Origin of the sequence: Paenibacillus rhizovicinus (genome assembly GCF_010365285.1) — a bacterium.
Classification (GTDB): domain Bacteria; phylum Bacillota; class Bacilli; order Paenibacillales; family Paenibacillaceae; genus Paenibacillus_Z; species Paenibacillus_Z rhizovicinus.
This window is the reverse complement of sequence record NZ_CP048286.1, coordinates 4,501,410-4,513,120: the sequence shown is the minus strand read 5'-3', so window position 1 is coordinate 4,513,120 and position 11,711 is coordinate 4,501,410. Positions and strand designations below refer to the sequence as shown.

The following is an 11,711-nucleotide window of genomic DNA, read 5'->3' as shown; positions in this document are numbered from 1 at the left end:
CGTGATGCCATTTGCCGTTTCCGGTCTGCCGCGGCAAGCTGCCGGTCAAGATGAAGAAGCGTCCAAGAAATATCGCGTACCGCCACATAACTTACCTTAAAGGAGGTGGTACACTTGGCCTTAACCCGGCGGTATACCTTATCGGATTTAAAAGATGAAGTCTATTACTTCGATTCGAACTGGAGAAGAATTTTCACGAATGATCGGGCGATCTATGTCGCAACGAAAAACAATGCGACGCTTACCATCAGTATTGTTAACGCTAAGGGTAATAAAGTTCCCAAGGTGCTCCAGAAGTTTAAAAAGGGAAGCAGAATTATCGTGATCGGGCTTGCCGTGCACGCTCCTCCGCATACGACGATAAACCTTTGAGTCAAATGTCGGCCGATAGGAACATTGACCGAACCAGTCCGCAGCGCATGCGGACTTTTTTAATGCGCGGCGCGAACCGTTCACTCCGCAAATTTCTTAATAAATTCAAACGCATGATCCGGCCGGTCGGGGAAGGCGCCGATGGCCGCAATGTATTCTTTACCGACGAGGGGAAGTCCCTTAAAGAGCGGGCTGGCAGAGATGTCAATTCCATAGACATGCTCCTCGGGGGCGTTTTCGTCATCCACCAGCATCTTCGCTTTCAGCTCGAGCTCCGGTTTAAGGCCCGGGCCCAGCTTAGCGGCATTGGCGCCGTCGAGCGGAAGAAAGGCGCCTACCGCCGCCAGCCTCGTAAAGTTCGTTTTGTCCAAAATATAAACATCCGGCTGGTTCATCGTCAAATCGATACTGCTCTTCTCAAGGAATCCCAAGTCCTCCTGCTTATCCATATCCTTATGCAGGTAAGTGTAGAATGCCTTGACCCGCTTCCACTGCGGAAAGTCCGACAAGATATCCGCTTCCAGCGGGCTCAAGTCGCTGAGGATATGGCTGCCGTCCTTGGTCAGATATTCGCCGTAGAAGGAGACGCTTACGTCGATAGGCGGAAGCTTGGCGAGCGCAGCCGCATGGTTGCGGTGGTCGATGTATCCCTTGGTGCCGTAAATGACGACGAGAATAAGCGCGATCACGCCGAGCAAATGGAACTTATAGTAACTGAAAAAATGGTCGATCTTCTCGGCGGAACCGGCCATGCCCTTGTATCTGCCGTAGGCCGAGGCGTTGTACTGCTCGACCGTCTTCTTCTCTTCGTATTCCAAAATCGTTTTGTACGCCTTATTGATCTCTTCCAGGTAAAGGCGCTGTTCGTCTGATTGTTTCGAATCCTCGCGTTGGCGGCTGGCGCGATCGCGGCGGATCAGCAAGGAATACTTGGTCTCGGCTTCTTCCTTCGATGCGCCTTCAGGCAGGCCCAGCAGCTCGTAAGCCTTCTTCCGTTCATCCATAACGGGTCTACCTTCCTTTCTCTCTATGTTCCATAATGATATCGAATTCGCTAGCCCGAACGTAGGGGTCAATCATCTGATCTTGTACGGCATTGGTACGATAGCGATCAAGAACGCATGCCGTCGGCTGCAACCTTACCGGACCGGTTACCGTCCAGAAACTATACTACCAACCGATACGGAGGTAATGGATCGTGAAACGTTTCTTGATCGTGCTGCTCGCAGCCCTGTTCGTGCTTTCTTTTCATCAAGTCAGCTCTGCGTCGGCAGCAGCTTTACCGGAGAAGTCGAACGTCTATCTGAAAGCCGGAAAATTTTACATTCTCTATACGAAACCCGCGCCGCCGTTCGTTGACGCGCATAATCGGATCGTCGTGCCGCTGCGCGCGTTCGAGGATCTTTTTGGCGGGAACGTTGCTTATTCCGCTTCCACGAAAACCGCTCGGCTTACCTGGCTGGATCATGAGTTTGCATTCGTGATCGGTTCGAAAACCGCTCGAATGGACGGGCAAACGGTTGTCATGGATACGACGCCCGTGCTTAAAAACGGCGCCATGTTTCTGCCCATACGGATCTTTCTGGACAGGGCCGCATTAAAGAACCACTGGGATTCCAAGGAGAACGTACTGGTCTTGGATGACGAGCGTATCCTTGCGGGAGAATCCTTTCAAGATTTCGACGGGAATGACCTCTACCGTCAGAATGAAGACGGGGCTTTTCGAATTAGCGACTATACGGTCAAGAACAAAAGCAACGGCACCTTCGAGCTCACCGTCCATGCAACGAACATAACGGGCGAAGATATCCCCGCGGGAAAAGCAGACATCCATCCGCTCGTGGATTTCGGGCCGGGATACGGAGGATTCGCAACCGATTCCTATAGTCGTCCAATCGATCCGGCGCTTCCGGCAATCAAGGCAAACGGCACGATCGCCGTATCGCGGAGTTTCCCGCAAGAAGACATTGACTATATCATTACCGTAGCGAGGTTGTTTTCGGATTCATAAAATAGAACGTTCAAACGCTTGCCGAACAGGACAAGCAGTTTACCGATATTTTGCTCTACGGATATGACAAAGAGCCTGTAACCTATGTTTACAAGAAAAAAGGAAAAGGGAAATCCCTATATCTCCAGCGTTCCGGTTTATCCCGTGCTATAAAAGAGCGTTCAGAACAGCTCCAGCCGCCTGTAATTGTTCCGAATATAATGCACGCCGGAGTAGACCGTTAACGCGAGCGCCGCATAGAGCAGCACTTGATCGACGGGAACGGAAGTGAAGAAGCTGAACGGACGGTTCCGCAGCAGGACGGCGGTGATTGCCGCGACTTGGAACACCATTTTGATTTTGCCCGTTCCGTCGGCCTGCAGCGCGATTCGCCGGGACGCCGCGATGATGCGCAGACCGGTAATGATGATTTCGCGCGCGACGATGACGAAGGCCACCCACGCATAGGTCATATGCTGGCTTACCATCAACACCAGCGCGGCGGAGATAAGCAGCTTATCCGCGAGCGGATCCAACAGCTTGCCGAGGTTCGTCACGAGGTTGTACTTGCGCGCGATATATCCGTCCAGCTTGTCCGTGGCCGAAGCCAGCAGGAAGACGCCCGCCGCATAATAGATGCCGTAAGCAGCCAAATGTTGAAGAACGGCGAATTTAGCGGTCAGCCACGACGGATAAATGGGAAACAACAGCATGAACACGGGGATCAACAGGATCCGCGCAACGGTGATTTTGTTCGCCAGGTTCATAGTATCTCTCCTCGGTCGGCAGCCGCCGATTGTGTTTCTATTCGTGCATTTCTATACGTGTACGTTCATTATTTTCATTTGTCCTGCGGCGATTGCAAGGTTGAACGGGCAGACCGAGCTCTTCCCGTTAAACCCGCTGAATGACCCAAAGCAGCCAGATCAAGGCCCCCAGCATAAGCCCGCCGCTCCCGAAAAACGCAAAAAGAATGAGTTTGTTCTTCATAGCTTCAGCCTCCTTATTCGCTTGGAATGATCCGCGAACGTTTCTCCCTTAACCGCTTTCCCTGTATTTGCGTGGCGTCATGCCGATGGATTTCATGAATACGCTGTAAAATGAAGGCTCGCTCTGGTACCCGACGATCTCCGCGATTTCCTTAACTTGCAGGCTGGTCGTGCGCAGGTAGCGCTTCGCCGCTTCCATTCGGCAATAAATGAGAAACTGGATGGGACTTACCCCTACTATCTCTTTAAACAAATGCGCCAAATGGTATTTATTCAAATACGTGTCCGCGGCAAGCGACTCCAACGTCAGCGGCGCGCCGTAGTTCTCTTCCATCATCCGCTTCGCCTTCCACACCGCTTCCTTGGCCGTCGACCGAGGGCGTTCCGCCGCATCCCCGTAATAGACCATCCGCGCCAGTTTCACGAACAGCAGGCCGAGATAATGGTTCGCCGCAAGCTCGGATTCCGGCTCCATGCGATGATGTTCCGCGATGCATTCCCGCATCAGCCTGCTGATGGCCGGCATATGCTCGTGCAGCTCGATAACCGGGTCTCTCCCGGGACCGATCAAATAATCCGGCGGAAGCTCTCCGATCCGCAGTCCCGTAAATCCGATATATGTAGCGCGAAAGGGATGCTTCGTGGACAATTCCTTATGCCACAGCCCCCGCTGATAGAAAAGGATCGTTCCGGCTCCGGCGACGTAGCGCCGGCCATCGATTTCGAACTCGCCCTCGCCTTCCTCGACAAGCAGCATCTCGCTGTTGGCGTCATGTTTATGCAGCTCCAGGTTGAACCGGAACGAAATCCCGTCCGCATCGAAGGACGCTCCCGACATATAGACCGGCTGGCTGCGGAACAGCGATGCCTCGCTCATTGGCATTCTCTCCCATAATCGCAAGAATGGATAGTTTTTCTCACAAGCTTTCTTATTGTTTCGCTGTATGAATTGGCATAGTCTAGTAATAGATAGCGCTTGCATTTTCTATCTCCAGAATAGCGTATTCCTGCGATAACTTACAACATTAAATAATTCATTGAAGGAGCGTGCTCGTTTTGCTGCATTTCCACAAACGGCAGTTGTCCGATGAGAAGTATGAAGCGTGCGCGGTATTCGACGTAAACGGCGACGGCGTGCCCGATATCGTCAGCGGAGCGTACTGGTATGAAGGGCCCGATTACGCGAACAAACATGTGATTTGCGACGTTCCCTTCATCTCGGAATACCATGACGACTTCTCCGATTATCCGATGGACGTCGACGGCGACGGACGCCTCGATATCATAACCGGCGCCTGGTGGGGCGAAACGCTGCGCTGGCGCAAAAATCCCGGCGAGCCCGGCGTTCCCTGGGAAACGTACGACATCGACCGCTGCGGCAGCATCGAGACGATCCGGTATTTCGATATTGACGGCTGCGGCGTGCCGGAGATTTTCCCCAACACGCCGGGAGCGCCGCAAGCGTTCTATAAACTCGTCCGGGATGCCGAAGGCCGGGGCACCGGCGAATTCCGGAAGTTCGTCATCAGCGAAGGCGCAAGCGGCCATGGCATGGGCTTCGTCGACGTGAACGGCAACGGCCGGATGGACGTCGTGCTGGCGGGCGGCTGGCTGGAACAGCCGGAAGATCCTTTTGCCGGCTTATGGACGTTCCATCCGGAATTCTCGCTCGGCAGCGCCAGCGTACCGGTGCTCGGCCACGACGTGACCGGCAACGGATTGACGGATCTTATCGTCGGTCAAGCGCATGATTACGGACTGCATTGGTACGAGCAAGGACGCGCCGCAGACGGATCGCGGACGTGGACGAAGCATAAGATCGACATGTCCGGCTCCCAGTTCCACGATCTATGGCTGGTCGATCTCGACCTCGACGGCGAGCTGGAGCTCATCACGGGCAAACGGTACCGGGCGCATAACGACGGCGATCCCGGGGCGTTCGACGACATCGGCATTTACTATTACAAGATCAATGGCGGCCGGTTCGAGAAGCATGTCATCGACTACGGTCCGGCTGGCGAAGCATCCGGCGCGGGCATCTACTTCTGGGTGCAGGACCTGAACGGCAACGGCTATCCCGACATCGTGGCGCCGGGCAAAGACGGTCTCTATCTCTTCGAAAATCTTGGACAAAGCGAGGGCTAACGGAATGAGCAAAGTACGGATTGGTTTTGTGGGCGGCGGCGGCATGGGGCAGATGGCGCATTTGAGCAACTATGCGGTGCTCGGGAACGAATGCGAGGTCGTGGCGCTGGCCGAAATCCGGCCGCAGTCCGCGGCGCTCGTCGCGCAGCGTTACGGGATTCCCGAAGTGTACGGCAGCCATATGGCATTGATCGCGAACGCCAAGGTCGACGCCATCGTCGCGCCCCAGCAGTATCGCAACCATGCGGCGCTGATTCCGGATATTCTGCGCGCGGGCATTCCGGTGTTCACGGAGAAGCCGCTCAGCTTGACCGTCGAAGCCGGCCGCGAGCTCGTGCGCATCAGCGAAGAGACCGGCACGCTGCATATGGTCGGCTATCACAAACGTTCCGACCCGGCGATGGAACGCGCCAAGAAGGAAGTCGACGCATGGCGCGCGAGCGGCGATTACGGCAAGCTGCGCAGCATCCGCGTGACGATGCCGCCGGGCGACTGGACCGCCCAAGCGGACAGCCCGCTGAATGCGGGCGATCCCTATCCGGCTTTGACGCCGGAGCCGGGCCCGGCGGATTACACGGATGAGCAAACGCGCGAGCTGGATACTTTCGTCAACTACTACATTCACCAGGTGAACGCGATCCGCTTCTTCCTCGGCGAGAACTACAAGCTGACGTTCGGCGATCGTGCCGGCGTACTGCTCGTCGGCGAAAGCGAAAGCGGCGTCACGGTCAGCCTGGAAATGGCGCCGTACCAGACGTCCATCGAATGGCATGAACACGTCATCGTCGGCTTCGAGAACGGCTTCGTCCGCGTCGACCTCCCCGCTCCGCTCGTTCGTCAGCAGGCGGGCAAAGTGACGATTTACCGGGACAACGCCAAAATCGGCGAGCCTGAAATCGTCCAGCCGATCATGCCCAACGTCTCCGCCATGCGCAACCAGGCGCGCAACTTCCTGGCTGCGGTCCGAGGCGAACGCCCAGCGCCGTGTACATCGAAGGAAGCGCTCGAGGATCTGATACTCGCTCGTTCTTATATTGATTTCATGTCGCGGACGTACGGGAACGGGTTGGCGAAGGTGTAGTTGGCGGGGCGCGAACGGCGGGGTGCGGGGGCGCGCTGTGTCGCTGGCGCTGCGTGAGGGCGGGGCGCGTCGCGAACGGCGGGGTGCGGGGGCGCGCTGCGTGGCTGGCGCTGCGTAATAGCGGGGCGCGGGGCGCGCTGTGTGGCAGCCGCTGCGTGAGGGCGGGGGCGCGGGGCGCGCTGTGTGGCAGCCGCTGCGTGAGGGCGGGGCGCGTCGCGAACGGCGGGGTGCGGGGGCGCGCTGCGTGGCTGGCGCTGCGTAATAGCGGGGTGCGGGGGCGCGCTGCGTGGCTGGCGCTGCGTAATAGCGGGGCGCGGGGCGCGCTGTGTGGCTGGCGCTGCGTAATGGCGGGGCGCGCTGCATGGCTGACGCTTCGTAGACGGCGGTGCGCCAGCCCAAGCAATTAACGTAACGAACCTAGACGACGCTATTCGTTACAAAAAGCGTCCGTTTGATGGCTAACGAACTCAGATGAGCTTATTCGAGCGAAAGTGGCCTATAACACTGGCAAAACAACCAAATAGCGCTGCTGAGATTCGTTAGGATTCAAAACGGCCGTTTTTGCCTGCAATAAGGCTTCTAGGATTCGTTACAATCATGACTCTTGCTTGTGGTTGTTCTCTTGGGATTGTTACTCGGGGTTGTTTCTTTGAGTTGTCCTTGAGGTTGTTACTTAGGTTCGTCCTTGGAGTGTCCTTGGGGGTTGTTCCTCAGTGTTGGTCTTTGGGGGCTGTTCCTTGGAGCTGTTCCTCAGTGTTGGTCTTTGGGGGCTGTTCCTTGGAGCTGTTCCTCAGTGTTGTTCTTTGGGGGCTGTTCCTTGGAGCTGTTCCTCAGTGTTGGTCTTTGGTGGCTGTTCCTTAGGGGTTGTTCCTCAGTGTTGGTCTTTGGGGGCTGTTCCTTAGGGGTTGTTCCTCAGTGTTGGTCTTTGGTGGCTGTTCCTTGGTGGCTGTTCCTTGGTGGCTGTTCCTTGGTGGCTGTTCCTTGGGGCTGTCCTCAGTGTTGTTCTTGGGGTTGCTCCTTGGGGTTCTCCTCAGGGTTATTCCTCGGGGTTGCTCCTTGGGGTTCTCCTCAGGGTTATTCCTCGGGGTTGCTCCTTGGGATTGTCCTTGTGATTATCCTTGGGATTATTCCTTGCTCTTCCCTGCAAAGCCCCCCCTGCTGGGGGGAGTTCTGCTTGCAATGCTTTTAAACCCTTGATCAGCGGGCAAGGCCCGGTGGACGGCATGGAGTCGTAGCAGCGTAGTTTATGCTAGCGAAGCAGGTGAATGCTGCATTCCATGTCTTCCGACATTGAACGCAAACCAATCACCTTAAGCGTTCGCCTTTGTAGTCAGATTTCAACCATTAAAATGTTTAACTAGATGAAGGAAATCTGCACTACAACAGCGATTGGAAACCCCTACCGCCCGCAGGGCCCTCCCCCGCCGTACTAAATCCATTCCACCAGAACGGGGTGTTCTAATGAGAAGAGTTGCCATCATCGGAGCAGGCAGCGTCGTATTTTGCAAAACGCTGATCCTGGATATCATGGCTACGGAAGCGCTGGAAGAAACCGAATTCGTGCTTATGGCGCCGTCGACCACGAAGACGACGCATGTCAAAGGCTACATCGACCGCGTCATCGCCCAGAACAACCTCAAGGCCACGGTGTCCATCACGACCGACCGGCGCGAAGCGCTGCAGGGCGCGAATTACGTCATCTGCTCCTTCCAGATCGGCGGCCTGACCGCCTTCGAAATGGACTACCAAATCCCGCTCAAATACGGCGTCGACCAATGCATCGGCGACACCTTGGGACCAGGCGGCGTCTTCCGTGCCTTGCGCAGCATTCCGGTTATTCTGGACGTCGCGCGCGACATGGAGGAGCTCTGCCCGAAAGCGATCCTGCTCAACTACGTCAACCCGATGGCCATGATCTGCTGGGCGCTCGGCGAGACGAACATCCAGTATGTCGGCCTGTGCCACGGCGTGCAGACGACGCTCGACCTCATTTCCGGCTATACGGGCGTGCCGAAGCAGGAGATCGATTATATAACCGGCGGCATCAATCATATGGGCTGGTTTCTCAAAATCGAGCGCGAAGGCCAGGATCTATATCCGCTGCTGCGCGAGAAGTTCGAGCAGCCGGAATTCTACGTGAACGAGAAGGTGCGCGGCGAAGTGTTCCGGCACTTCGGCTATTTCATGACGGAGTCGACGGGCCATCTGTCCGAGTACGTGCCGTGGTTCCGGCAGTCGAAGAAGGCGCTCGACCTCTACTGCGACGAGCCTGCATTCGGCGGCGCAACGGGCGCCTATTACAACTGGTGCGTCTACGTCGCGGGCAAGTACACGGAATCCGATCTGCTGACGGATGAATCGGCCGATCTGCCGCCGCGCAGCATCGAATATTGCGCCTACATCATCGAGGCGCTGGAAACCGGCAAGCCGTTCAAGTTCAGCGGCAACCTGCGCAACAACGGCATGATCAAGAACCTGCCGGACGACTGCTGCGCGGAAGGCCTCGTCTACGCGGATCGGACCGGCATCCACCGGACGATCGTCGGCGAGCTGCCGGCGCAATGCGCGGCGCTGAACCAAACGAACATCAACGTCCAGCGGCTGGCTGTCATGGCTGCCAAATCCGGCGATCCGGAAACGGTCGTGCAGGCGATCGCCCTCGATCCGTTGACTTCTTCCGTGCTCACGCTGAAAGAAATCCGCGAGATGGTGACGGAGATGCTCGATGCCGAAAGCGAATGGCTGCCGCAGTTCGGCAATCGCCGGCCGCGCCCGACGCCGACGATCCACATCCCCGCCGACGTCAAACGGGCCGACGTGCCTATCGATCCGGCGCTTGCCATCTTCGCCCGGTTAGGCGAGCTGGCGCAATAAGCAGTTCCAAAACCGAATTTAGCGCTTATCTTGGCTCCAGGCTGCCCCGTTGCGGTCGCCGGAGCCGAGATAGGCCTTTTTTTCGTTCCAAGGGTACATCGGCCAGGCGGTATGAGTGGTGTGATCTAGCAACATTGCGAGTAGAGGGGATGGTTTAGACGGGGTTAGACGATGACGATGGATTAAGCGATGAATGGAAGAGGGTAGCCGAGCACGGCGGCAGCAGGTACCGATACCCGCTTCAGTCAAGCCTCGCCGTCTGCGGCATCCCCATGTAGCGCCGTCCATTCCCGGACAAGCAGCCCCATCGCGATCAGGTCGTAGCGGCGTCCCCCGCGCAGGACGGCCTCGCGCAGTCTTCCCTCTTCCACGAAGCCCGCCTTCTCGTAGACGCGAATCGCCGCCTGATTGTAAGCGATCACCTCAAGGCTGATCCGTTCCAGGTTCAGTTCATAAAACGCATAGCGCAGCAGCATGGCGACGGCGTCCTTTCCGTATCCTTTGCCGCGGTCCTCCGCGCTGCCGATGCCGACGGCCATCCGCGAAGAGCGGTTGTTCCACTCGATGCCATGGAGCGCGGCGAAACCGACGAGCCGGTCGTCCTCAAGCGTCCGGAGCATGAATTCGATCGTATTCTTGCCGTTCTCGGCCTGCTCGAAGAACGCCGCCGTCTGCGGCACCGCGAAATCGGTGTCCACGTTGCGCATATAATCGTAACTTTCGGTAAACCGCGACAGCTCCGCCGCGTCGTCCGGCTGCACCGCTGCGAAGCGAAGCCATTCGCCTTGGAACAAATCCTGATGTTGGTTCATGTGGTTCATGTGGTTCATGTGGTTCATGTGGTTCATGTGGTTCATGTGGTTCATGTGGTTCATGTGGTTCATGCGGTTCATGCCGCTTCCACTCCTTCGGGTCCGGATTTCAACAGCCGGCTTTGCTATATTATACCTGCCAAACCTAACGGACCGCCACTATCCGCTCGCTGCCGAACGTCCCCCTCCCCGTCCCCCACTCAACCTCACAGCAACGCCAACAGACCGCCGATCTCTCGGCAGCCTGCAGTCAAACCCATGCGAGCGGACTCTCTAACCCTCCGCCCATCCTTCCGGTAAATTACCAGAACAACTCTACCTGTCCCTTCAGCTTCAACAGCGCCTCGGCAAAGTAATAATCACCGTAGATGATCGGCACGTCCACGTAAGCGTTCCTGGAGTAAAAGCCTGTCGCGTGAAGCAGCAGTCCTTGCTCCTTCTCCTCCCACGCTCCGTAATTCTCATCCAGCGAGCGAAGGATCGCCGCTGCCGCCGAACGGTAGTAGGCTGCATCCGGACCTTCGGCAAAACCCGCGATTTCGAGAATCCCCGAGGCCGCAATCGCAGCCGACGACGAATCGCGCGGCATGCCGTTCACGTCCGGCAGCAGGAAGTCCCAGTACGGCACTTTGTCCTCCGGCAGGCGGGAGACGAAGAAATGGGCCGCCCGCTTCGCAGCGTCCAAATACCGCTGTTCCCCGGTATAGCGGTAGCTGAGCGCGAAGCCGTACAATGCCCAAGCCGTTCCGCGCGCCCAAGCCGATTCGGCGGCATAGCCTTGTCCGGCAAGCGCGCCTGTCCGTTCGCCCGTCTCCGGATCGAAGCACACGATATGATACGACGATCCTTCAGGACGAAGGAAATCGCGCAGCACCATATCCGCATGACGCTTGGCGATATGCTTGTACCGCGGGTCGCCGAGCTCTTCGGAAGCCCAGTACAGCAGCGGCAGGTTCATCATGCAGTCGATGATCGCCCAGCCGCTGTGATCCTCGCCGTCCCAATCCGGCCATGCGCGAATGAAATCGCCGGCCGGATTGAAGCGCCCGGCGAGCAGATTGGCTGCCATCAGGCCATGCCGTCTCGCATTCGAATCCTGGCACAGCTTGTATTGCGCAACGCTGCTCAGGCTGAACATGAAACCGACGTCGTGATGCAGCTCGTCGTAAGCCGTCAGCGTCTCGCCGAGCTTCCGCTCCAGCGATTCCGCCGTCAACCGCAGCCGCTCGTCGCCGTTCTCCCGATAGACGAGCCAGAGCAGGCCCGGCCAGAAGCCGGCGCCCCAATCATGCGCGGGGCAAGAGTTATAGGTGCCGTTCAAGGATGCATGCGGGAACGTATCGGCGATCTCCGCCGCGTTCCGGGTGATTTTGGCCGCGGTCCGCTCCCAAGCGTCCGTCACCCAAGCTTCCACGTTCAATTGTCGTGTCGTCGTCATGTACGTCTCC

The 11,711-nt window shown here is 57.2% G+C and carries 10 protein-coding genes; 5 read left to right on the top strand and 5 right to left on the bottom strand.

The features are described from left to right. Nucleotides 1–114 precede the first annotated feature (114 nt). A complete protein-coding gene (locus GZH47_RS20205) occupies nucleotides 115–372 on the top strand; it encodes a hypothetical protein (RefSeq protein WP_162642747.1) in 258 nt (85 codons plus the stop codon). 80 nt (nucleotides 373–452) lie between these two features. Here the strand turns inward: GZH47_RS20205 and GZH47_RS20200 are convergent, their stop codons facing one another. Next, entirely contained in the window at nucleotides 453–1,376 is a 924-nt protein-coding gene (locus GZH47_RS20200; protein WP_162642746.1) for a J domain-containing protein, read from the bottom strand. A 194-nt stretch (nucleotides 1,377–1,570) separates the two neighbouring features. Between GZH47_RS20200 and GZH47_RS20195 the strand changes: the two genes are divergently transcribed. Next, nucleotides 1,571–2,383 (top strand): copper amine oxidase N-terminal domain-containing protein, encoded by an 813-nt coding sequence (locus tag GZH47_RS20195; RefSeq protein ID WP_162642745.1) that lies wholly within the window; start codon nucleotides 1,571–1,573, stop codon nucleotides 2,381–2,383. Nucleotides 2,384–2,544: 161 nt separating this feature from the next. Here GZH47_RS20195 and pgsA read toward each other — a convergent pair whose 3' ends face one another. Beyond that, complete coding sequence (gene pgsA / locus GZH47_RS20190) at nucleotides 2,545–3,129, bottom strand: CDP-diacylglycerol--glycerol-3-phosphate 3-phosphatidyltransferase (protein ID WP_162642743.1); 585 nt, start codon at nucleotides 3,127–3,129, stop codon at nucleotides 2,545–2,547. A gap of 271 nt (nucleotides 3,130–3,400) precedes the next feature. Continuing rightward, nucleotides 3,401–4,228 carry an AraC family transcriptional regulator gene (locus GZH47_RS20185; protein ID WP_162642742.1) on the bottom strand — a complete coding sequence of 276 codons (828 nt, stop codon included), beginning with the start codon at nucleotides 4,226–4,228 and terminating at the stop codon, nucleotides 3,401–3,403. A 179-nt stretch (nucleotides 4,229–4,407) separates the two neighbouring features. Here GZH47_RS20185 and GZH47_RS20180 point away from each other — a divergent pair, with 179 nt between their 5' ends. The 3 genes from GZH47_RS20180 (at nucleotide 4,408) to melA (ending at nucleotide 9,451) form a co-directional block, all read left to right on the top strand. Next, entirely contained in the window at nucleotides 4,408–5,496 is a 1,089-nt protein-coding gene (locus GZH47_RS20180) for an FG-GAP repeat domain-containing protein (protein ID WP_162642741.1), read from the top strand. 4 nt (nucleotides 5,497–5,500) lie between these two features. Next, a complete protein-coding gene (locus tag GZH47_RS20175; RefSeq protein ID WP_162642740.1) occupies nucleotides 5,501–6,577 on the top strand; it encodes a Gfo/Idh/MocA family protein in 1,077 nt (358 codons plus the stop codon). Nucleotides 6,578–8,038: 1,461 nt separating this feature from the next. Beyond that, nucleotides 8,039–9,451 carry an alpha-galactosidase gene (gene melA, locus GZH47_RS20170; RefSeq protein WP_162642739.1) on the top strand — a complete coding sequence of 471 codons (1,413 nt, stop codon included), beginning with the start codon at nucleotides 8,039–8,041 and terminating at the stop codon, nucleotides 9,449–9,451. A 245-nt stretch (nucleotides 9,452–9,696) separates the two neighbouring features. Here the strand turns inward: melA and GZH47_RS20165 are convergent, their stop codons facing one another. Together GZH47_RS20165 and GZH47_RS20160 are read right to left on the bottom strand one after the other, a co-directional pair. Then, nucleotides 9,697–10,263 carry a GNAT family N-acetyltransferase gene (locus GZH47_RS20165; protein ID WP_162645340.1) on the bottom strand — a complete coding sequence of 189 codons (567 nt, stop codon included), beginning with the start codon at nucleotides 10,261–10,263 and terminating at the stop codon, nucleotides 9,697–9,699. 301 nt (nucleotides 10,264–10,564) lie between these two features. Continuing rightward, entirely contained in the window at nucleotides 10,565–11,701 is a 1,137-nt protein-coding gene (locus GZH47_RS20160) for a glycoside hydrolase family 88 protein (protein WP_162642738.1), read from the bottom strand. Between the last annotated feature and the right edge of the window lie 10 nt (nucleotides 11,702–11,711).

Coding starts and splice junctions, on each gene's coding strand:
- pgsA (WP_162642743.1), bottom strand. CDS start 3,129: ATGAACCTGGCGAACAAAATCACCGTTGCGCGGATCCTGTTGATCCCC.
- GZH47_RS20165 (WP_162645340.1), bottom strand. CDS start 10,263: ATGAACCAACATCAGGATTTGTTCCAAGGCGAATGGCTTCGCTTCGCA.
- GZH47_RS20200 (WP_162642746.1), bottom strand. CDS start 1,376: ATGGATGAACGGAAGAAGGCTTACGAGCTGCTGGGCCTGCCTGAAGGC.
- GZH47_RS20160 (WP_162642738.1), bottom strand. CDS start 11,701: ATGACGACGACACGACAATTGAACGTGGAAGCTTGGGTGACGGACGCT.
- GZH47_RS20185 (WP_162642742.1), bottom strand. CDS start 4,228: ATGAGCGAGGCATCGCTGTTCCGCAGCCAGCCGGTCTATATGTCGGGA.
- melA (WP_162642739.1), top strand. CDS start 8,039: ATGAGAAGAGTTGCCATCATCGGAGCAGGCAGCGTCGTATTTTGCAAA.
- GZH47_RS20175 (WP_162642740.1), top strand. CDS start 5,501: ATGAGCAAAGTACGGATTGGTTTTGTGGGCGGCGGCGGCATGGGGCAG.